The organism is Azospirillum sp. VT-I1, assembly GCF_055698305.1.
The window spans coordinates 247,765-267,423 of the sequence record NZ_CP168805.1 but is presented as its reverse complement, the minus strand read 5'-3'; the positions used below and the strand labels follow the sequence as shown (position 1 = coordinate 267,423).

The following is a 19,659-nucleotide window of genomic DNA, read 5'->3' as shown; positions in this document are numbered from 1 at the left end:
CCCGGCGGGCCTCCTGTCCGGTGCCGAAGGATGGCCGGCCGAACCATCCGGAAGGGCGGGGACGCTTGGGGATGTGCGGGCACGTTCAATCCAACGCCCCGGCGTCCCCGCCCTTCCGGGTCCGGCCGCCGAATGCCGGTCCGCCCTCCCCCAACGACTCAATCCTGCTCTGCCGAAGGGGCGGGAACCGCCCGCCGCGGCCGGCCGTTTTCCTGATGCGGGTCATATCGACCGGTGGGGGAGGGCGGAACTGAATGGATGGCGGACTGACGGACTGGCTGGTGCAGACCATGCACCACCTCCATTACATCGGGATATTCCTGCTGGTGGCTTTGGCGCGGATCTTCCCGCCGCTGCCGGCCGAATCGGTGATCCCGCTGGCCGGGATCGGGGCGGCGACCGGAGAGTTCACGCTGGTCGGGGTCGCCATCGCCGGCGGGCTCGGCTCGCTGGCCGGGCAGCTGGTGTGGTTCCTGCCGAGCCGGCTGATGGGGCGCGACCGGCTGGAGGCCTTCCTGAAGAAATACGGCCCCTGGCTGACCATCAACCCGAAGAAGGTGCGGCAGAGCACCGACTGGTTCGCCAAGCGTGGCGGCATCGCCGTGCTGTTCTCGCAGCCGGTGCCGGGGGTGCGCACCCTGATCTCAATCCCGGCCGGGGCGTGCAAGATGTCGATCCTGAACTATTCGCTGGCCTCGGGCATCGGCTCGATCCTGTGGACGGCGCTGCTGGCCTGGACCGGCTACATGCTGTCCACCTGGCCCTTTGCCCACCGGCTGGTCGGCTATTTCACCGTCGGGCTGCTGGTGGTGCTGGTCGGGCTCTATCTGTGGCGGCTGGCCGGACACCTGCATCTGCTGCGCAAGGGCGGCGGCGGCGACCAGACGCCCACCATCACGCCGCAAGCGGGCTGCTGACCGCTGGAATGTGGCTGCCGGCGTGGCGGCTTCAGGCCATCCCGGCGATGCCGGTGGCGGCCATGCCCAGCGCCCACAGGCCGAAGGCGCCCAGTGCCACGCCGGTGCAGTGGTTCAGCATGGTCAGCCCGCGGTCGGAAATGCGGTGACGCACGGCGGCGACGCCCATCGACAGCGTCATCCACCACAGCGACGATCCGATGAAGACGCCCAGCACCAGGGTCGAGGCCTCCAGCCGGCCCAGCGTGCCGCCCAGCCCGAATCCGGCGAAGATGGCGATGAAGGCCATGATGGTCGCCGGGTTGGTCAGGGTCAGCGACAGGCCGGTCATGAAGCCGGTGAACCAGGACTTGGTGTCGGGGGCCGCCGCCGCCTCCCGCTCTTCCGCGTCGGGCTGCTGGCGGAAGGTGCGGACCGCCACCACCAGCAGGAAGATGCCGCCGATCAGCTGGAAGGCCGTCTCGTGCCCGCGCAGGAAGCTGAGCGCCGCCGACACGCCGAAGGCGGCGATGGCGCCATAGATGGTGTCGGCCACCGCGGCGCCGAATCCGGTAAAGAAGCCCATCAGGGGGCCGTGCTGCAGGGTGCGGCGGATGCACAGCAGACCGATCGGCCCGACGGGTGCGGCGATGGCGAATCCGAGAACGATTCCCTGCAAGAGCACCCAGACTTCGTCCACCGAGCGTCGCCCCCCGAACCCAATCGCCAATTTCCGTGGCCGAAGCCTATGGCCGTTGCCGGCTTGCCGCTGCAAACCGGAACCGGTTCGACGCAACGACTATCGGCGGGGGTGATAAACGCCCCCGTTCCCGTCGTCAACCGGGGGCGCCGCGATTCGCTGCACCGTATCGTCCGCTTTCCCTGTTGTGCGGAATGATGGCGCGGTTATCCTTTGGGTCAAGTTTCGGCTTTCCGGAGTGGGTGGGACATGAAGACGCGTATCCTTGCCGCCATGCTGGCGATGACGGCGATCACTGCGGTCGGGCCCCAGGCGCTGGCCCAGGACTTCTCGCCGGCCGTGGTGTTCGACCAGGGCGGCAAGTTCGACAAGTCCTTCAACGAGGCCGCCTACAACGGCGCCGAACGCTTCAAGAAGGAGACCGGCACCGCCTATCGCGAGTTCGAGGTCACGAACGAGGGGCAGCGCGAGCAGGCCCTGCGCACGCTGGTCCGCCGCGGCGCCTCGGTGATCGTCGCCGTCGGCTTCTCGCAGACCGCGGCGGTGGATAAGGTTGCGAAGGAATCGCCCAACACCAAGTTCTGCCTGATCGACGACAAGCTGGAGGCCCCCAACGTCCAGTCCGTCACCTTCAAGGAGGAGGAGGGCTCCTTCCTGGTCGGCATGGCGGCGGCGCTGGCGTCGAAGTCCGGCAAGGTCGGCTTCATCGGCGGCATGGACATCCCGCTGATCCGCAACTTCCTGACCGGCTACGAGCAGGGCGTGAAGCATGTGACCCCCGGCGCCGAGGTGTTCGTCAACATGACCGGCACCACGCCGGCCGCCTGGAACGATCCCGGCCGCGGGGCCGAGCTGGCCAAGAGCCAGTTCTCGCGCGGCGCCGACGTGGTCTTCGCCGCGGCGGGCGCCACCGGCCTGGGCGTGATGCAGGCGGCGTCGGATGCCGGCAAGCTCTCCATCGGCGTCGACAGCAACCAGAACCATGTCCATCCCGGCAAGGTGCTGACCTCCATGGTCAAGCGGGTCGACGTGGTCGTCTATGACTGCATGAAGTCGGCGAAGGAGGGCAGCTGGAAGGCCGGCCACCGCGTCGTCGGGCTGAAGGAGGATGGCGTCGGCTATGCGCTGGACGAGCACAACCGCAAGCTGATCACGCCGGAGATGGAGGCCAAGCTGGAGGAGGCCGAGAAGCAGATCATCGCCGGATCGCTGGCGGTCAAGCCCTACAAGCCCTGAGGCCGGGTCAGTCGATGATGCAGGAAAGCCTGCCGCCCGCCCGCTCCGGGATCGCTCTGGAAACGGTGGCGATCAACAAGTGGTTCGGCACCAACCATGCCAACCGCGACGTGTCGCTCTCCGTGCCGGCCGGAACGATCCATGGCGTGATCGGCGAGAACGGCGCCGGCAAGTCGACGATCATGAGCATCGTCTACGGCTATCTGCGCGCCGACGGCGGGGAGATCCGGGTGAACGGCCGCACGGCCGCCATCCGGACGCCGCGCGACGCGCTGGCCGCCGGCATCGGCATGGTCCACCAGCACTTCATGCTGGTCGATCCCTTCAGCGTGCTGGAGAACGTGCTGCTGGGGGCGGAAGGCGGGGTGACCCTGGCGGGCGGCCTTGCCCGCGCGCGGGCGGAGCTGACCCGGCTGGCCCGCGACTATGGGCTGGAGGTCGATCTCGACAGCCCGGTCGGCGACCTGCCGGTCGGCGCCCAGCAGCGGGTGGAGATCCTGAAGGCGCTATACCGCGGCGCCGACATCCTGATCCTGGACGAGCCCACCGGCGTGCTGACCCCGCAGGAGGCCGACCATCTGTTCCGCATCCTGCGGGCGCTGCGCCAGCAGGGCAAGACGGTCATCATCATCACCCACAAGCTCCGCGAGATCATGGAGCTGACCGACAACGTCACGGTGATGCGGCGCGGGCAGGTGGTGGCCAACGTCGCCACCCGCGACACCAGCCGGGAGCAGCTGGCCGAGCTGATGGTCGGCCGCAAGGTGCTGCTGCGCGTCGACAAGACGCCGGCCAGGCCGGGGGCGGAGGTGCTGCGGGTCGAGGGGTTGCGGGTGCGCGATCCGTCGGGCGTGGAGCGGGTGAAGGGCGTCGGCCTGTCGGTGCGGGCGGGAGAGATCGTCGGCATCGCCGGGGTGTCCGGCAACGGCCAGTCCGAGCTGCTGGAGGCGCTGGCCGGCATGCGGCCCATCGCCGGCGGCTCCGTCCGGCTGCGGGGGGAGGAGCTGGCCGGCCGGCCCGACCGCTTCAACGCCCGTGCCCTGCGCAGGCTCGGCGTCGGCCATGTGCCGGAGGACCGGCAGAAGGTCGGCCTCGTCACCGGCTTTTCGGCGGAGGAATGCTCGATCCTGGGGTTCCAGGACGATCCGGCCTGGAACGGGCGGGTGCTGCTCGACCGCGACGCCGTTGCCGCCAACTGCGCCCGCCAGATGGAGGATTACGACACCAGGCCGCGCGACGGCACGCTGGCGGCGGCCAATTTCTCCGGCGGCAACCAGCAGAAGATCGTGCTGGCGCGCGAGATCGAACGGAATCCCGACCTGCTTCTGGTCGGGCAACCGACCCGTGGCGTCGACATCGGCGCCATCGAGTTCATCCACCGCCGGCTGGTGGCCCTGCGCGACCAGGGCAAGGCCATCCTGCTGGTCTCGGTGGAGCTGGACGAGATCCGCGCCCTGTCCGACCGCATCGTCGTGATGTTCGACGGCCACATCGTCGGCGAGGTGCTGCCGGACGAGGCGGACGAGAAGACGCTGGGGCTGATGATGGCCGGCTGCAACTGACCGGCCATCAGCTTATCCCGGGTCTTACTCCACCATCCCCAGCGCTTCCTTGTACAGCTCCAGGATGGCTTCCTGCTCCTGGCGGTCGGCCTTGTCCATCTTCCGCAGGCGGATGATCTGCCGGATGATCTTGGTGTCGAACCCGGTGCCCTTCGCCTCGGCGTAGACCTCCTTGATGTCTTCCTGCAGGCCGCGCTTTTCCTCTTCGAGACGCTCGATGCGCTCGACGAAGGACTTCAGGCGATCCGCCGCGATGCCGCCGACGTCGGACATGGCAAAACCTCAAACGATGGGGGTGTTCTGGAACAGGGGCGGGACAATATCGGCGGGAGGGGGATTGGCAAGCCGACGATGCGCCCCGGCCGGACGGGGCGGGTTTGCACCTGCGTCATCGCGTCGCGGTTGTTCCTTCGTACACCCTGGGTCTCCGCGCGGATTTGAACAGCCCGTGGCTGATTTGTCTTATTATCTGAAACAATCGTACGATAGGCTCACGCAGCTATTCCCTTTGTTGCGATGCACTGTATAGGCTGGTATTACCATCGAGGGGTCCGGCTTCACAAAGTCACATGGATCCGGCATGTATGCGCGTCGTCTGGGCCGATAACCCATGGGGGATGCCGGGATCGGCGTATCTGAGGCAGGGGAGTCTTATCTAATGAAAGTCGCCATTCCAAAGGAGCGACGTGCGGGCGAACTTCGCGTGGCCGCCTCACCGGAAACGGTGAAGAAACTGAAGGGTTTGGGACTGGACGTGGTGGTGGAGAGCGGGGCCGGCCTCGGCTCCAGCATCACCGATGCGGCCTATGAGGCGGCGGGGGCCGCCATCGCCGCCGATGCGGCCTCGGCGCTGGCCGACGCCGACATCGTGCTGAAGGTGCAGCGTCCGCTGATCGCCGCGGAAGGCGGCGAGGACGAGCTGGCGCTGATCCGCAAGGGCGCGCTGCTGTTCGCCATCCTCAACCCCTACAACAGCCGCGACCATGTGAAGGCCTATGCCGATGCCGGCGTGAACGCCTTCGCCATGGAGTTCATGCCGCGCATCACCCGCGCCCAGGTCATGGACGTGCTGTCCTCCCAGGCCAACCTCGCCGGCTACAAGGCCGTGGTGGATGCCGCTTCGGAATACGGCCGCGCCTTCCCGATGATGATGACCGCCGCCGGCACCGTGCCGCCCGCGCGCGCCTTCATCATGGGCGTCGGCGTCGCCGGCCTGCAGGCCATCGCCACCGCCAAGCGCCTCGGCGCCATCGTCTCGGCCACCGACGTGCGCCCGGCGGTGAAGGAGCAGGTGCAGTCGCTGGGCGGCAGCTTCGTCGCCGTCGAGAACGACGAGTTCAAGCAGGCCGAGACCGCCGGCGGCTACGCCAAGGAGATGTCGGACGACTACAAGCGTCAGCAGGCGGCTTTGGTTGCCGAGCACATCAAGAAGCAGGACATCGTCATCACCACGGCGCTGATCCCCGGCCGCAAGGCGCCGATCCTGGTGACGGCGGAGCATGTGGCGTCGATGAAGCCGGGTTCGGTCATCGTCGATCTGGCGGTGGAGCAGGGCGGCAACGTCGAGGGCGCCAAGCTGGGCGAGGTGGTGACCACGGCCAACGGCGTGAAGATCGTCGGCCATGCCAACTACGCCAGCCGCATCGCCGAGTCTGCGTCGCTGCTCTACGCCAAGAACCTGCTGGCGCTGCTGACGTCGCTGCACGGCAAGGAAACGGGCGTCGCCGTCAACTGGGACGACGAGATCGTCAAGGCCATCGCGCTGACCCGCGACGGCGCCGTCGTCCATCCCGCCTTCGCCGGCTGACCGGGCGCCTGAGGAGACTTACCGCAATGGACCAGACCCAACTGTCCGCCCGTATTGCCGAGCTTAAGGCGAACCTCGCGGCGCTGAGCCAGCAGGCCGACCAGCTGGCCGCCCAGGTCGCCCACGCGGCCCAGCCCGTCACCGAGGCCGCCGGCGGCCACGGCGACTTCTTCGTCACCGGCCTGACGGTGCTCGTGCTGGCCTGCTTCGTCGGCTACTACGTCGTCTGGCGCGTCACCCCGGCCCTGCATTCGCCGCTGATGGCCGTCACCAACGCCGTGTCCTCGGTCATTATCGTCGGCGCGCTGGTCGCCGCCGGTCCGGCCGGCTTCGGCTTCTCCAAGGTCATGGGCTTCCTCGCCGTCATCCTGGCAAGCGTCAACATCTTCGGCGGCTTCCTCGTGACCCAGCGCATGCTCTCCATGTTCAAGAAGAAGGGCAAGTAAGACCATGGAAACCTTGTCGGCCCTTCTCTATCTGGTCGCTTCCGTCTGCTTCGTCATGGCGCTGCGCGGGCTTTCCAGCCCGGAGACCTCGCGCCAGGGCAACATCTACGGCATGGTCGGCATGACCATCGCCATCCTGACCACGCTGGCCTCGCCCATCGTCCAGTCCTATTGGATGATCGTGCTCGGCATCGCCATCGGCGGCGCCATCGGCTATGTGGTCGCCAAGAAGATCGAGATGACGGCGCTGCCGCAGCTGGTCGCCGCCTTCCACTCGCTGGTCGGTCTGGCCGCGGTGTTCGTGGCGCTCGCCGCCTTCTACTCGCCGGAGGCCTACGGCATCGGCATCCGCGGCGCCATCGCCAAGGGCTCGCTGGTCGAGATGGCGCTGGGCACCGCCATCGGCGCTATCACCTTCACCGGCTCGCTGGTCGCCTTCGCCAAGCTGCAGGGGCTGGTCACCGGCAAGCCGCTGGTCTTCCCGATGCAGCACCCGCTGAACGCGGCGCTGGGCGTGCTGACCGTCATCCTCATCATCTGGCTGGTGCAGTCGAACTCGTCGGCCGCGATGTGGCTGATCGTGCTGGTGGCGCTGGCTCTCGGCTTCCTGCTGATCCTGCCGATCGGCGGCGCCGACATGCCGGTCGTCATCTCGATGCTGAACAGCTATTCCGGCTGGGCGGCCTGCGGCATCGGCTTCACGCTGCAGAACAACCTGCTGATCATCACCGGCGCGCTGGTGGGTTCCTCGGGCGCGATCCTGTCCTACATCATGTGCAAGGGCATGAACCGCTCGATCTTCAACGTCATCCTCGGCGGCTTCGGCGGCGAGAGTGCCGCTGCGGGCGGTGCGGCCAAGGGTCCGCAGGGCTCGGTCAAGGCCGGCTCGGCCGAGGACGCCGCCTACATCATGAAGAACGCCCAGTCGGTCATCATCGTCCCCGGCTACGGCATGGCCGTCGCCCAGGCGCAGCATGCCCTGCGCGAGATGGCCGACGTGCTGAAGCATGAAGGCGTGGACGTGAAATACGCCATCCACCCGGTGGCGGGCCGCATGCCCGGTCACATGAATGTGCTGCTGGCCGAAGCCAACGTGCCGTACGACGAGGTGTTCGAGCTGGAGGACATCAACCGCGACTTCGGCACCGCCGACGTGGCCTTCGTCATCGGCGCCAACGACGTGACCAACCCGGCGGCCAAGACCGACCCGGCCAGCCCGATCTACGGCATGCCGATCCTGGACGTGGAGAAGGCCAAGACGGTGTTCTTCATCAAGCGCGGCATGGCCGCGGGGTATGCCGGTGTGGAGAACGAGCTGTTCTTCCGGCCCAACACCATGATGCTGTTCGGCGACGCCAAAAAGGTCACCGAAGAGGTGGTGAAGGCGATGGAAGCCTGATCGGCATCCATCTGCAATTGACCGGAAAGGGCGTGGGGGCGAAGCTTCCCGCGCCCTTTTTCTTTTGGGCCGAAAAAGACAAGAGAGGATGCGGAAACCATGGCCGCCTACATCATCGCCGACGTGCGCGTGACCGACCCGATCGCCTATGAGGTCTATAAGTCGCTGACCCCCGATGCGATCGCCAAAAACGGCGGACGCTTCCTCAGCCGCGGCGGCGAGACGGCGGTGCTCGAGGGAGACTGGCAGCCCAACCGCATCGTCATCCTGGAATTCCCGGACTTGGGCAGCGCCAAGGCCTTCTACGACAGCCCGGAATATCGCAAGGCGCGCGAGGCCCGGCGCGACGCCGCCGACTTCAAGATGATCGTGGTGGAGGGGCTGTAACGCGCTGGGGGGCCGTTACCATCCGTTACACAACGCCGTCCGCGGGACACACGGCGGCAACACGGCCCCGCTATCGCTTACCGTCACCGAGAGCCGGCGGGGGTCGCCCCGCCGTCTCCCCCACAGTGACGGAAGTCCGGATATGGACGAAGACGACTTTGCCGAACCGTTCGATTCGCACATCGCACTCTGGACCCGCATCGCCGTGGCGATCCTGATGGTGGGTGTCTCGCTCTGCGGCGTCTCGCTCTATTTGCTGACGGAGACCTGAGTCCGAACCGCCGGCTCCGCGCCGAACCCACAATTCCCGCGGCTTTCCGACGAATCCTCTCTCCATTATAACATGCCGTTCATGTGTTATTGTAAATTCCCGTGAGCGGGTGTGTGAAAATCTCTCTTCCCGAATCGCGCAATCGTGCTAAATAGCGTCGGAACCCCAGTCGAGGATGATCCGATGCTCCGCTTGACCCGTCGCTCCACCCTTGCCGCCCTGGTCGCCCTCGCGTCGGCTGCCGCATCGGCCGTCGCCGTCATGCCCGGCACCGCGCGCGCCGCCGACCCGGTGAAGCTGGAGATCGGCTACATCCCGATCCTGGCCGCCTCGCCTCTGTTCATCGTCGACGGGCAGGGCTGGGCCAAGGAGGCGGGGATCGAGCTGAAGCTGACCCGCTTCGAATCCGGCCCGCACGCCATCCAGGCGATGGCCGCCGGCCAGATCGACCTGCTCTATGCCGGCGTCGCCCCGGTGCTGGTCGCCCGCACCAAGGGCGCCGACATCTCCGTCATCGCCAACTCGGCGGTGGAGGAGATGGTGGTGGCCGCCCGCGGTCCCTTCGCCAAGGCGATCGGTACCAACCCGACCGCCGAGACCTTCCGGAAGTTCGCCGCCGATACCGGCCGCAAGCCGAAGATCGGCACCCAGCCGCCGGGCTCGGTTCCCGACACCGTGCTGAAGCACTGGCTGTTCAAGGTAGTGAAGGTCGATCCGGCCGACGTCGAGCTGGTGCCGATGGGCATCGAGAAGACGCAGCAGGCCCTGCTGGCCGGCGCGCTCGACGCCGCCACCATCCGCGAGCCGACGGTGACCGTCACCCAGCAGATGGACCCGAACGTCGTGCTGGTCGCCACCGGCGCCCAGATGTTCCCCGACCAGCCCGGCACCGTGGTCTCCGCCCGCGCGGAGGTTCTGAAGAAGAACCCCGACGCCATCAAGGCGCTGGTCAAGGCCCACATCCGTGCCGTCGACATGATCGCCAAGGACCCGGCCGCGTCGGCCAAGCTGGTGAACAACTATCTCGGCAAGGGCCTGATGGAGCCGGCGACGCTGGAAGCGGCCTTCAAGGGTCCGGGGTCCAAGTTCGTCGCCGATCCGCATTCGGTCGTGCCGGCGGTGGAGAAGATGATGGCCTTCACCAAGGAGATCGGGTCGGCCGGCGAGACCATCCCGGTGGCCGAAGCCTTCGACTTCAGCTTCTACGACGCCGTCGCCAAGTAAGCCGTCGCGCCCGGGGATATCGGAAAGCCGATGAAGACCTATAACAAGATCGCCCTGTCGGCGCTGGGCGTCGTCGTCTTCCTGCTGGCGTGGGAAGCGTTGGCGCGCAGCGGCGTCGTGCCGGCCCGGCTTCTGCCGTCGCCGAGCGCCGTGCCCGCCGCCTTCCTGACCGAGTTCAGGAGCGGCACCTGGCAGGCGATGGTGATGGCCAGCCTGTCGCACTATCTGGTCGGGCTGGCGCTGGGCACCTTCCTCGGCGTGTCCTTCGGCACGGCGGCGGCGCTGTGGGGCAAATGGGACGCCTTCCAGGCCTGGGTCGTGCGCATGCTGCGCCCCATCCCGGCCATCGCCTGGATCCCCTTCGCCATCATCTGGTTCGGCGTCAGCGAGGCGGCGGCGTCCTTCCTGATCGCGCTGACGGTGTTCTGGATCAACTACTACGCCAGCTACGCCGCGGTGCGCGGGGTGGACAAGGACCTGATCGAGCTGGGCTATGCCTTCGGCCAGGGCGGTCTGATCCCGCGCCTGTTCAAGATCATCCTGCCGGGCGCTTTGCCGGGCATCCTGTCGGGCCTGCGCGCCGGGCTGGGGCAGGGCTGGATGACGGTGGTCGCGGCCGAGCTGTTCGGCATCTCCGGCCTCGGCATGCGGATGATGGAGGCGTCGGGCCTGCTGGCGACCCACATCGTCGTGCTCTACATGGTCACCATCGCGCTGCTCTACGGCGTGTCGGACTTCCTGTTCATGCAAGTTCAGTCGCGGGTGCTCTCATGGCAGCGGTGACCCTCCCGAAGACCGCCACCGCGTCGGTCATCGACCTGGAAGACGTGTCCATCGGTTACGGCAGCGACGCGCCGCCGGTGCTGGTCGACGTCAACCTGTCGATCGAGCGCGGCAGCTTCGTCGCCATCGTCGGCCCGTCGGGCGTCGGCAAGTCCACGCTCCTGCGCGTCGTCGCCGGGCTGCACACCGCCCGCAGCGGCGGCGTCACCATCCACCAGGACCAGCGTCCCGGCCATCGCCCGGTCGGGCTGGTGTTCCAGGATTCCCGCCTGCTGCCCTGGCGCCGGGTGATCCGCAATGTGGAGTTCGGGCTGGAGGGCCTGCCGGTCGGCCGCGACGAGCGCCGCCGCCGGGCGGAGGCCGCGCTGAAGCTGGTCCGGCTCGACGGCTATGCCCGCCGCTGGCCCTACGAGCTGTCGGGCGGCCAGCGCCAGCGCGTCGGCATCGCCCGCGCCATGGCGGTGGACCCGGACATCCTGCTGATGGACGAGCCCTTCGGCGCGCTGGATGCCATCACCCGCCACAACCTGCAGGACGAGCTGCGCCGCATCCACCAGGAGACCGGCAAGACCGTGCTGTTCGTCACCCACGACCTGGAAGAGGCGGTCCATCTCGCCGACCGCATCATCGTTCTGGGCGGCACCCCGGCGCGGGTGGTGCGCGACGTGCGCAACAGCGCCGGCCGCGACGGCTCGGTGTTCCGCGATCAGGTGGAGCAGCTGCGCTCGGAAATCGCGGACAATTACAGCATCTGATCGGAAAGGGCCGGCGGACATTCCCGCCCGTGCCCCGCGGGGGCGTTCGCCGTTATCGGCTACGCAATCATAAGCCCATCGTACAATTTCCCATACGAACGGTCTCTGGCAGCCTGAATCCCGGCATGATGTTTGCTGCGTTGCGGCAAACCGGCTGCGAGGGGCTGTGTCATGGGACCGCACCGACCGACTATTGGGCAGATCGGCGACCGAGACGCCGACCGACGCACAGGATCTGTGCAGCACAACATCCTGGCCGCCGCGGCTTGCGGGGTGTCCGGCTTCATCGCGGCGCAGGGCGGCTGCCCCGACCGGGTGTTCCACCGCGCTGGCGTGGAGGAGCGGGCGCTCGGCCAGCCGACGGTGGCGCTCGACCTCCGCGCCTATGTGGCGATGATGGAGGTGGCGGCGGCGGAGACCGGCAACGACAATTTCGGCCTGATGTTCGGGCGGCAGTTCCAGCCGGAGATGCTGGGGCTGATCGGCTCCATCGCGCTGGCGGCCCCGACGCTGGGGGCCGCGCTTGACCATCTCGCCCGGCTGTTCCCCTTCCACCAGCAGGCGACCGAGACCCGCTTCGTCCGCGAGGGCGAACTGCTGCGGCTGGAATACCGCATCCTCGACGGCTGCATCGTGGAGCGGCGGCAGGATGCCGAACTGACCATGGGCATGTTCGCCAACGTGGTGCGCGCCTGCCTCGGCCCGCAGTGGATGCCGGAGGAGGTTCATTTCGAGCATCCCAAGCCGGAGGGCTGGCGCCAGCACGAAGCGCTGTTCGACGCACCCGCCCATTTCGGCCAGCGCACCAACGCCATCCTGCTGCGCGACCGCCATCTCGACCGCCGCATGCCCGGCGGCGACATGGCGCGGCTGACCGGGCTCTGCGGCACGCTGATCGACATCGCCCGCGGCACCGGCACGCCGCCGCTGCTCGACCGCGTGAAGGCGGAGGTGCGGGCGCGGTTGCCGGAAGGCCCGCCCTATGTCGAGGACATCGCCGACCGGCTCGGCATCGCCCGCTGGACCCTGCAGCGCCGGCTGGCCGACGAGGGGCTGAGCTTCTCCGATCTGGTGGAGGGGGTGCGGCGCGATCTGGCCGCCGTCTATATCCGCCAGCGCCATGTCCCGGTCGTCGACATCGGCGCGCTGCTGGGCTATTCGGAGGTCAGCGCCTTCAGCCGCGCCTTCCGCCGCTGGTTCGGCGTCTCGCCAGCGAAGATGCGCGAAGGGCAGGGCTGACCGGACACCGCCGGCCTCCTCTTTCCGGTCCATGCGGATGGCGGACGCGATCCGCCTGTCATAAGATCGGCGCCTGAACATTTCCCAAGCGGAACAGACCCTGGGCGGGACAGGCCGAATATGGCGCGCGCATCGACGAACCTTCACCGCTTCTGGCGTGACCCGGCGCTTCCGCATCTGGAGGCGCGGAGCATCGAGGACGGGCACGGGGTCTGCTATGGCTGGCACAGCCACCCGACCTTCTCCATCGGGCTGGTGACCGGCGGGGTCAGCGAATTCCGCATCGGCAGCGACTGCCACCGCGTTTCCGCCGGCACCATCGTGCTGATGAACCCGGAGGAAGCGCATGTCTGCAACCCGCATGGCGGGCAGCCCTGGTCCTACCGGATGCTGTATGCCGATGCGGCATGGCTGGCGGCGGTGGAGGGGGAGGAGCGCTTCCGGCCCTTCGCCCCGGCGGTGAGCCGCGACCCGGAACTGGCCGGCCGGCTGGGCCGGCTGTTCGGGCTGCTGTTCGATCCGGCCACCGGCAGCGCCGGGACGGAGGAGGCGGTGCGGTCCTTCTTCACCGGTCTGCGGCGGGCGCTGGGCGGAACGCCCGTCAACGGGGCGGACGGCGGGGAACATGCGGCGCTGGGGCGGGCCGCCGACTTCATCTCCGCCCATTGCACCCAGCCCTTGCGGCTGGCCGACATCGCCGCCGCCTGCGGATTGTCTCCCTCATATCTGGTGCGGTCCTTCAAGGCGCGCTACGGGCTGACTCCCCATGCCTACCAGATCAACCGCCGCATCCAGTTCGGCAAGCGCGAGCTGCAGCGCGGCCGGCCGATCGTGGAGGTCGCGCTGGATGCCGGCTTTGCCGACCAGGCCCATTTCCAGCGCGCCTTCAAGCGGCATGTCGCCGCCACCCCGGGCCAGTACATGCGGCGGGACTGACGGGGTCAGGCGGCGAAGCCGATATGGACGGCGCTCGCCGCGAGCAGGGCGGCCATGGTGCGGTTGAACAGGCGTATCCGCCGCTCGTCCGCCAGCAGATGGCGCAGCCGGGCGCCGGCATAGGCCCAGCTGCCAACGGACAGATAGCAGATGATGAAATACAGCGCGGCGAACACCCAGAGCCGGGCCGGATCGTCTCCGGCATAGGCACCGACGCCGGCCAGCGCGGCAACCCAGGCCTTCGGGTTCAGCCACTGCATGGCGGCTCCCTGCAACAGGGAGGGAGCGGGCGGCTGTTCTCCCGCCGCGACCTTGCCGTCGCTCCGCCACAGCGCCCATCCCATCCACAGCAGGAAGGCCATGCCCGCCCAGCGGGTGAGCGTGACGGCGGCGGGCCAGCCCTGCAGCAGCTCCGCCAGCCCGAGCCCGGCCAACAGCAGCAGCAAGACGAAGCCCAGGGTGGCCCCGGCGACATGGGGCAGGGTGGCGCGCAGGCCGTGGGCCACCCCGCTGGACAGCGCCACCACGTTGACCGGGCCGGGAGAGATCGAAGCGGCCAGCGCGAAGCCGGCCATCGACAGGTAGAGCATCGTCATCGTCCCGCCCTATTTCAGCAGCGGCAGGGAGCCGGTCAGCGAGCGCACCAGCGCCGCCGGCCCGTGCAGGCAGAGGCCGAGATAGCGCAGCTCCTCCTGCCGGGTGGCGGCGAGGCGCCGGCTGTAGTCGTCGTAGCTCTTGGCGCGCTGGGCGACGTCGGTCATGCCGATCACGCGGAGCCCGTCGGTTTCCCGTTCCGCCGCCTGCCGGCGCAGGGCGCGCAAGCCCTCGGCGTCGGAAACCAGGATCGGCATGACGATGGTGGTGATGCCGGGATGGCCGATGCCGTCGGCGTCGATCAGGTCGCTGCCCACCAGTTCGGGCCGCTCCTTCCCCAGCGTCATCGACAGGGCGGCGGCAGTGTTGGCGATCAGGCCCGGCGGCAGGGCACGGTCGATGATGAAGGCGCAGCGTGTCACGTCCGGCTTTCCTCTGTTGGACGAAGGTCAGGCCGGTGGACTGTCGCGGGTGGGGCGGGGGCCGGTATTGAAGGAAATTACCCCCGGCCGGGAAGAGGCCGGCCGTTCAGATGCCGACCTCGACCGCCGCGTTGACGACGTAGATCTGCTCGTTGCGGTCGTTCTTGTCGGCCAGGAAGATGCCGCTGGGCGCCAGCATGCCGCCGCCGGTGACATGGATGGTGACGGCGCCATAGGGGAAGACCGCCTTCACCGCCTCGTGGTCCAGCCGGTCGGCGTCGGCCGGCACGGCGAGATGGACCCGCACCTGCATCCGGCTGGTGTCGCCGTCCACCAGGGCGCGCATGCCGGGCATGGAGTTGCGCTCTATGGCGTTGCGCACTGCGCGCACGGCGGCCTTGGTCACGTCCTGGCCATGCAGATCCACCCCCATGCCGAGTTCCACGAACATCACCTGCTTCATCGTGCCGGGCTTTCCTGTCGGTGTCGGGTGAGGGGGATGATGGCGTGCGATTGCGGGGCGGGCCAGGGGACGGGGGTGGGATTTTCGGGGGTGGAAGCGGTGTTAGCTCCCTCACTCCATCGGCAGACCCACGTAATTCTCCGCCAGCGCCGTCATCGCGGCGCGGGAATGGACGAGATAGTCCAACTCAGCCAGATGCACGCGCTGTTCGAAGGGCGACTCCTGCTCGTTCCGGTGCAGCATGGTGGTCATGTACCAGGAGAAGCGTTCCGCCTTCCAGATGCGGCGCAGACAGGTGGCGCTGTAGCGGTCCAGCCCGTCGCTGCTGCCGGCTTTGTAGTAGGCGGTCATGGCGCGGGACAGGACGAGCACGTCGGCGACCGCCAGGTTCAGGCCCTTGGCCCCGGTGGGCGGCACGATGTGGGCGGCATCGCCGGCGATGAACAGGCGGCCATGCTGCATGGGATCGCAGACGAAGCTGCGCATGGCGATGATGCCCTTCTGGAAGATCGGACCTTCCGTCAGGGTCCAGCCGCTCTCGTCCTCCAGCCGGCGGTGCAGTTCGGACCAGATGCGGTCGTCGGACCAGTTGGCGATGTCGTCCTTCGGATCGACCTGGATGTAGAGCCGCTGCACCTCCGGCGACCGGGTGCTGAGCAGGGCGAAGCCGCGCTCGTGGTTGGCATAGATCAGCTCGGGGTGCGACGGCGGCGCCTCCGTCAGGATGCCGAGCCAGCCGAAGGGATAGACGATCTGGTATTCGGTGCGCGCGGCGGGGATCGCCTGCCGGCTCGGCCCATGGAAGCCGTCGCAGCCGGCGACGAAATCGCAGCGCAGCTCCTCCACCGGCCCGTCGGGCCCGCGGCGGAACCGGACGCGCGGCGCCTTGCCGTCCAGCTCGTGGAACTGCACGTCCGACACGCCGAACAGGATGCTGCCGCCGTCCTCCAGCCGGGCGGAGACGAGGTCGCGGATCACCTCGTGCTGGGCATAGACGGTGACGCGCTTGCCGCCGGTCAGCTCCGCCATGTCGATGTGGTGGCTGCGGCGGTCGAAGCGCAGGGTGATGCCGGAATGGAAATGACCCTCGCGCATCATGCGGCCGCCAAGGCCCATGTCGTTCATCAGGTCGACCACCCACTGCTCCAGCACGCCGGCGCGGATGGTGCCCTCGATCTCCTCGCGGCTGCGATGCTCCAGGATCACCGACTCGATGCCCTGGCGGTGCAGCAGATGGGACAGGAACAGGCCGGCCGGGCCGGCGCCGACGATGGCGACCTGGGTGCGGTTCGATCTGGTGGTCTGCATGTCTCTCGCCCTCTTCGGGAAACCGGGGCCGGCGCGATTCCGCTGATTGTTGTGCGCGCCAATCATTAGCGCACATGCTATTCCCGGAGGCGGAGGGCCGGACATAGACGAACCGGCGAAAGGCTTGTACTTTTCATCTCCAGACCGCAGGAGGCCGTGCGATGTCCGCCCAGCTTGCCCATGCCGCCGAACCCATTCCCCGCTATTGGCTCTACGGTGAACCGCCGGCGGTCCCGGAGCTTCGCTTCGTCCATATCGAGACGATCCCGGAGCGGATGCGCTTGTACAATTGGGAGGTCCGGCCCCACCGCCACGACGGGCTGAGCCATGCGCTGCTGGTCACCGGCGGCGGCGGATGGCTGACGGCTGACGGCGGGGACACCGCGTTCCGCGCCCCCGCCCTCATCATCGTGCCGGCGCAGGTGGTGCACGGATTCCGCTTCGATCCCGGCACCGACGGCCATGTGCTGACCATGTCGGAGGGATTCCTGGCCGGCGTGCTGGCCGCCGTGCCGGAGGCGGAACTGCGCAACGCCCCGCCCCTGCCGACGGCCTGGGACCTGGAGGCCGGATCGGACGAGGCGGCGGCGCTGTCCCATGCCTTCGCCGCCATCCGGCGGGAGTTCCGCGCCCACCATGTCGGCCGGGCCAGCGCGATCTCGGCCCATGTGATGCTGCTGCTGGTCGCCGCGGCGCGGCTGCGGGCGGACCGGCGCGGCGATGGGGCCCGCGACGGGCAGGGGCAGTCCGCCGACGTCCGGCTGCTCGCCCGGCTGCGGCCGATGATCGATGAGCGGTTCAGCCAGCATTGGCCGGTGGAGCGTTATGCCGCGACCCTGGGCGTCACCCCGGGCCGGCTGAACGCCGCCTGCCGCCGCGTCACCGGCCTGTCGACGCTGCAACTGGTGCATGCCCGGCTGATGCTGGAGGCCAGGCGGTCGCTGATCTACACCGGCCACGGCATGGCGGAGATCGGCTATGCCCTGGGCTTCGAGGATCCGGCCTATTTCTCCCGCTTCTTCGCCAAGCGCGAGGGGCGGTCGCCGCAGGCTTTCCGGCGGGCGCACGCCAGGGACGGGCAGGAGGCCAACGGTGCAGCGGGAGGCAGCCTTGACGGCAACGGCCTTGACCGGACCGGGGGCGCCTCACCACAGTAGCATCCTTCGGCTATGGCGGACGGATATCGCGGGGCACGCCCCGCGGGAAGGGGTGATGGCGATGGACAGCCTGGACGTTGCAGTGCGGGAGGCGGCGGAGTCGGTCGAACAGTCGCTGTGGCGCCGCCTGCGCGCCGATGCCGCCCGCGTCGCGGAGGAGGAAAGCGGCCTCGCCCCCTTCCTGTATGACGCGGTGCTGGCGCGCGACGGCTTCGGCCCGGCGCTGGCGGCGCTGCTGGTGCGCAAGCTGGCCGACCGCGCCATGCCGGAGGACCGGCTGGCCGCCGTGGTGCGCGACGCCATGGAGTCCGACCCGGCCATCGTCGATGCCGCCGCCGCCGACCTTGCCGCCATCCTGGCGCGCGACCCGGCCGCCGACGGCTGCCTGACGCCCTTCCTCTATTTCAAGGGCTTCCACGCCCTGCAATGGCACCGCGTCGCCAACTGGCTGTGGAAGCGCCAGCGCCACGACCTCGCCCATTTCCTGCAGAGCCGCGTGTCGGAGGCTTTCGCCGTCGACATCCACCCGGCGGTTCCGGTCGGGCGCGGCGTCTTCATCGACCACGGCACTGGCGTGGTGATCGGCGAGACCGCGGTGATCGGCAACGACGTCTCGATCTTGCAGAACGTCACGCTGGGCGGCACCGGCAAGGAGCATGGCGACCGCCACCCCAAGGTCCGCGACGGCGTGCTGCTGTCGGCCGGGGCCAAGGTGCTGGGCAACATCACCATCGGCGCCCACGCCAAGGTCGGCGCCGGCAGCGTCGTGCTGAAGGACGTCCCCGGCTGCGCCACCGTGGCCGGCGTGCCCGCCAAGGTCGTCGGCTGGTGCCGCGACGAGCCGGCCCCGGCGCTGACCATGGACCAGAGCCTGCAGCAGGGCGATTACAGCATCTGACCGCCTTGCGGCCCGAGCCGTCCGTGTTCCTTGCACCGTCCCTTCGCTGTCACCGGAAATCCGTTGTCCGGGTGACTACATAGAAGACGGGCGTGGAGCGCGCGCGAGGGCCGGACGTGAGGGTCGTGAAGGTGCTGCTGGTATTTCTGTTGACGCTGGTCCTGCTGCTCGCCGGGCCGGCCTTTCTGATTGCGACCGGAACCGTATCGACGGTTGTCGACTGGAGCCGCATCGACCGCAGCCCGGTGGGCCTCGCCCCCGATGCGGCGACGACGCCGGAGGCAGTGGTGCAGGTCTACGCCGCGCGCGTGCTGTCCTGGCGCGGCGCCTTCGGCGTGCACCCCTGGTTCGCCGTGAAGCAGGCCGGCGCCCGCAGCTACACCGTCTATGAGGTGATCGGCTGGCGCGCCTACCGTGGCCTGCCGGTGGTGGCCGTCAGCAACCGCGACCCCGACGGCCGTTGGTTCGGTGCCCAGCCCACGCTGCTGGCGGAACTGCGCGGCCCGGCGGCGGAGGCCGCGATCCCCAAGATCGCCGCGGCCGCCGCCAGCTACCCCTATGCCGGCGAGTACCGGGTGTGGCCTGGCCCCAACAGCAACACCTTCGCCGCCTGGGTCGGGCGCGCCGTGCCGGAACTGCGGCTCGACCTGCCGTCCACCGCGCTGGGCAAGGACTATCTCGGCCGCGGCCTGTTCGCCCGGGCGCCGAGCGGCACCGGCTGGCAGATCAGCCTGTTCGGCGTCGCCGGCCTGCTGCTGGCGCTGGAGGAGGGGCTGGAGATCAACCTGCTGGGCCTGACCATCGGCATCGACCCGCTGGACCTTGCGGTGAAGCTGCCGGGACTTGGGCGGGTGGGGTGGTTCGATTCAAAGACGCTTTGAGGGGGCGCTTTGAAAACGAAGGGAAGACTTTGATGCGAAGGGGAAAGAGTACGGCCAGTTGGCTTGACCGGAACACACCATCCAGACCTTGAACTTCGGAGGGAGGATGGTGCCCAGGGACGGAGTCGAACCGCCGACACGGGGATTTTCAGGCCCCAATTATCGTACTTACGTCAACAACTTAGCCGCCACTATGGTGTCTAACTCCCAACGCAATTCCAAGGCAAACCATCAAAGTGTCTAACAACGACGAGGCGTTTATCACACCTCGACACGTAATGAAATTGCCAGAGTG

22 protein-coding genes are annotated in these 19,659 nt (G+C 68.4%); 16 read left to right on the top strand and 6 right to left on the bottom strand.

Annotation, left to right across the window (positions count from 1 at the left end):
- Positions 1–254: 254 nt before the first annotated feature.
- Positions 255–917: a DedA family protein gene (locus AB8P05_RS26950; protein ID WP_472761587.1), complete on the top strand. Its 663-nt coding sequence runs from the start codon at positions 255–257 to the stop codon at positions 915–917.
- Between the two features lie 31 nt (positions 918–948).
- On the opposite strand, the gene AB8P05_RS26945 is transcribed toward AB8P05_RS26950, so the two are convergent.
- Positions 949–1,596 (bottom strand): LysE family translocator, encoded by a 648-nt coding sequence (locus tag AB8P05_RS26945; protein WP_455175478.1) that lies wholly within the window; start codon positions 1,594–1,596, stop codon positions 949–951.
- A gap of 249 nt (positions 1,597–1,845) precedes the next feature.
- Between AB8P05_RS26945 and AB8P05_RS26940 the strand changes: the two genes are divergently transcribed.
- A complete protein-coding gene (locus tag AB8P05_RS26940) occupies positions 1,846–2,832 on the top strand; it encodes a BMP family lipoprotein (RefSeq protein WP_472761586.1) in 987 nt (328 codons plus the stop codon).
- 14 nt (positions 2,833–2,846) lie between these two features.
- Positions 2,847–4,394 (top strand): ABC transporter ATP-binding protein, encoded by a 1,548-nt coding sequence (locus AB8P05_RS26935; protein WP_472761585.1) that lies wholly within the window; start codon positions 2,847–2,849, stop codon positions 4,392–4,394.
- A gap of 24 nt (positions 4,395–4,418) precedes the next feature.
- Here the strand turns inward: AB8P05_RS26935 and AB8P05_RS26930 are convergent, their stop codons facing one another.
- The gene (locus AB8P05_RS26930) at positions 4,419–4,667 is read right to left on the bottom strand and encodes a DUF2312 domain-containing protein (RefSeq protein ID WP_012973951.1); all 249 of its coding nucleotides are present in this window, start codon (positions 4,665–4,667) and stop codon (positions 4,419–4,421) included.
- A 385-nt stretch (positions 4,668–5,052) separates the two neighbouring features.
- Between AB8P05_RS26930 and AB8P05_RS26925 the strand changes: the two genes are divergently transcribed.
- The 10 genes from AB8P05_RS26925 (at position 5,053) to AB8P05_RS26880 (ending at position 13,641) form a co-directional block, all read left to right on the top strand.
- Positions 5,053–6,201, top strand: a complete 1,149-nt coding sequence (locus tag AB8P05_RS26925) for a Re/Si-specific NAD(P)(+) transhydrogenase subunit alpha (protein WP_472761584.1) — start codon at positions 5,053–5,055, stop codon at positions 6,199–6,201.
- A 26-nt stretch (positions 6,202–6,227) separates the two neighbouring features.
- A complete protein-coding gene (locus tag AB8P05_RS26920; protein WP_472761583.1) occupies positions 6,228–6,647 on the top strand; it encodes an NAD(P) transhydrogenase subunit alpha part 2 in 420 nt (139 codons plus the stop codon).
- Between the two features lie 4 nt (positions 6,648–6,651).
- Positions 6,652–8,046 carry an NAD(P)(+) transhydrogenase (Re/Si-specific) subunit beta gene (locus tag AB8P05_RS26915; protein WP_472761582.1) on the top strand — a complete coding sequence of 465 codons (1,395 nt, stop codon included), beginning with the start codon at positions 6,652–6,654 and terminating at the stop codon, positions 8,044–8,046.
- Between the two features lie 99 nt (positions 8,047–8,145).
- Positions 8,146–8,433 carry a DUF1330 domain-containing protein gene (locus AB8P05_RS26910; protein ID WP_472761581.1) on the top strand — a complete coding sequence of 96 codons (288 nt, stop codon included), beginning with the start codon at positions 8,146–8,148 and terminating at the stop codon, positions 8,431–8,433.
- Between the two features lie 142 nt (positions 8,434–8,575).
- Positions 8,576–8,704 carry a hypothetical protein gene (locus AB8P05_RS26905; RefSeq protein WP_472761580.1) on the top strand — a complete coding sequence of 43 codons (129 nt, stop codon included), beginning with the start codon at positions 8,576–8,578 and terminating at the stop codon, positions 8,702–8,704.
- 183 nt (positions 8,705–8,887) lie between these two features.
- Positions 8,888–9,928 carry an ABC transporter substrate-binding protein gene (locus AB8P05_RS26900; protein WP_472761579.1) on the top strand — a complete coding sequence of 347 codons (1,041 nt, stop codon included), beginning with the start codon at positions 8,888–8,890 and terminating at the stop codon, positions 9,926–9,928.
- A gap of 30 nt (positions 9,929–9,958) precedes the next feature.
- Positions 9,959–10,711, top strand: coding sequence for an ABC transporter permease (locus tag AB8P05_RS26895; RefSeq protein WP_472761578.1), 753 nt, complete (start codon positions 9,959–9,961; stop codon positions 10,709–10,711).
- The gene (locus AB8P05_RS26890) at positions 10,699–11,466 is read left to right on the top strand and encodes an ABC transporter ATP-binding protein (protein WP_472761577.1); all 768 of its coding nucleotides are present in this window, start codon (positions 10,699–10,701) and stop codon (positions 11,464–11,466) included. The genes AB8P05_RS26895 and AB8P05_RS26890 overlap by 13 nt, the downstream gene beginning before the upstream one ends.
- 237 nt (positions 11,467–11,703) lie before the next feature.
- A complete protein-coding gene (qhpR, locus tag AB8P05_RS26885; protein WP_472761576.1) occupies positions 11,704–12,705 on the top strand; it encodes an AraC-like transcriptional regulator QhpR in 1,002 nt (333 codons plus the stop codon).
- Between the two features lie 120 nt (positions 12,706–12,825).
- On the top strand, positions 12,826–13,641 hold the full coding sequence (locus AB8P05_RS26880) for a helix-turn-helix transcriptional regulator (RefSeq protein WP_472761575.1): 816 nt from the start codon (positions 12,826–12,828) through the stop codon (positions 13,639–13,641).
- A 5-nt stretch (positions 13,642–13,646) separates the two neighbouring features.
- Here AB8P05_RS26880 and AB8P05_RS26875 read toward each other — a convergent pair whose 3' ends face one another.
- The 4 genes from AB8P05_RS26875 to pobA form a co-directional block, all read right to left on the bottom strand.
- On the bottom strand, positions 13,647–14,237 hold the full coding sequence (locus AB8P05_RS26875; protein WP_472761574.1) for a LysE family translocator: 591 nt from the start codon (positions 14,235–14,237) through the stop codon (positions 13,647–13,649).
- 9 nt (positions 14,238–14,246) lie between these two features.
- The gene (locus AB8P05_RS26870) at positions 14,247–14,657 is read right to left on the bottom strand and encodes a DUF2000 domain-containing protein (protein WP_472761573.1); all 411 of its coding nucleotides are present in this window, start codon (positions 14,655–14,657) and stop codon (positions 14,247–14,249) included.
- Positions 14,658–14,763: 106 nt separating this feature from the next.
- Complete coding sequence (locus tag AB8P05_RS26865) at positions 14,764–15,120, bottom strand: Lin0512 family protein (protein ID WP_472761572.1); 357 nt, start codon at positions 15,118–15,120, stop codon at positions 14,764–14,766.
- Between the two features lie 111 nt (positions 15,121–15,231).
- Positions 15,232–16,428: a 4-hydroxybenzoate 3-monooxygenase gene (pobA, locus tag AB8P05_RS26860; RefSeq protein WP_472761571.1), complete on the bottom strand. Its 1,197-nt coding sequence runs from the start codon at positions 16,426–16,428 to the stop codon at positions 15,232–15,234.
- Between the two features lie 161 nt (positions 16,429–16,589).
- Between pobA and AB8P05_RS26855 the strand changes: the two genes are divergently transcribed.
- The 3 genes from AB8P05_RS26855 to AB8P05_RS26845 all read left to right on the top strand — a co-directional run bounded on the left by AB8P05_RS26855 (position 16,590) and on the right by AB8P05_RS26845 (position 19,364).
- The gene (locus AB8P05_RS26855; protein ID WP_472761570.1) at positions 16,590–17,585 is read left to right on the top strand and encodes a helix-turn-helix domain-containing protein; all 996 of its coding nucleotides are present in this window, start codon (positions 16,590–16,592) and stop codon (positions 17,583–17,585) included.
- 55 nt (positions 17,586–17,640) lie between these two features.
- Complete coding sequence (cysE, locus tag AB8P05_RS26850) at positions 17,641–18,483, top strand: serine O-acetyltransferase (RefSeq protein WP_014189812.1); 843 nt, start codon at positions 17,641–17,643, stop codon at positions 18,481–18,483.
- 116 nt (positions 18,484–18,599) lie between these two features.
- The gene (locus AB8P05_RS26845) at positions 18,600–19,364 is read left to right on the top strand and encodes a DUF3750 domain-containing protein (protein WP_472761569.1); all 765 of its coding nucleotides are present in this window, start codon (positions 18,600–18,602) and stop codon (positions 19,362–19,364) included.
- Positions 19,365–19,659 lie beyond the last annotated feature (295 nt).

Coding starts and splice junctions, on each gene's coding strand:
- AB8P05_RS26915 (WP_472761582.1), top strand. CDS start 6,652: ATGGAAACCTTGTCGGCCCTTCTCTATCTGGTCGCTTCCGTCTGCTTC.
- AB8P05_RS26905 (WP_472761580.1), top strand. CDS start 8,576: ATGGACGAAGACGACTTTGCCGAACCGTTCGATTCGCACATCGCACTC.
- AB8P05_RS26890 (WP_472761577.1), top strand. CDS start 10,699: ATGGCAGCGGTGACCCTCCCGAAGACCGCCACCGCGTCGGTCATCGAC.
- AB8P05_RS26920 (WP_472761583.1), top strand. CDS start 6,228: ATGGACCAGACCCAACTGTCCGCCCGTATTGCCGAGCTTAAGGCGAAC.
- AB8P05_RS26940 (WP_472761586.1), top strand. CDS start 1,846: ATGAAGACGCGTATCCTTGCCGCCATGCTGGCGATGACGGCGATCACT.
- AB8P05_RS26855 (WP_472761570.1), top strand. CDS start 16,590: ATGTCCGCCCAGCTTGCCCATGCCGCCGAACCCATTCCCCGCTATTGG.
- cysE (WP_014189812.1), top strand. CDS start 17,641: ATGGCGATGGACAGCCTGGACGTTGCAGTGCGGGAGGCGGCGGAGTCG.
- AB8P05_RS26910 (WP_472761581.1), top strand. CDS start 8,146: ATGGCCGCCTACATCATCGCCGACGTGCGCGTGACCGACCCGATCGCC.
- AB8P05_RS26930 (WP_012973951.1), bottom strand. CDS start 4,667: ATGTCCGACGTCGGCGGCATCGCGGCGGATCGCCTGAAGTCCTTCGTC.
- AB8P05_RS26875 (WP_472761574.1), bottom strand. CDS start 14,237: ATGACGATGCTCTACCTGTCGATGGCCGGCTTCGCGCTGGCCGCTTCG.
- AB8P05_RS26880 (WP_472761575.1), top strand. CDS start 12,826: ATGGCGCGCGCATCGACGAACCTTCACCGCTTCTGGCGTGACCCGGCG.
- AB8P05_RS26950 (WP_472761587.1), top strand. CDS start 255: ATGGATGGCGGACTGACGGACTGGCTGGTGCAGACCATGCACCACCTC.
- AB8P05_RS26865 (WP_472761572.1), bottom strand. CDS start 15,120: ATGAAGCAGGTGATGTTCGTGGAACTCGGCATGGGGGTGGATCTGCAT.
- AB8P05_RS26935 (WP_472761585.1), top strand. CDS start 2,847: ATGATGCAGGAAAGCCTGCCGCCCGCCCGCTCCGGGATCGCTCTGGAA.
- pobA (WP_472761571.1), bottom strand. CDS start 16,428: ATGCAGACCACCAGATCGAACCGCACCCAGGTCGCCATCGTCGGCGCC.
- AB8P05_RS26900 (WP_472761579.1), top strand. CDS start 8,888: ATGCTCCGCTTGACCCGTCGCTCCACCCTTGCCGCCCTGGTCGCCCTC.
- AB8P05_RS26895 (WP_472761578.1), top strand. CDS start 9,959: ATGAAGACCTATAACAAGATCGCCCTGTCGGCGCTGGGCGTCGTCGTC.
- AB8P05_RS26925 (WP_472761584.1), top strand. CDS start 5,053: ATGAAAGTCGCCATTCCAAAGGAGCGACGTGCGGGCGAACTTCGCGTG.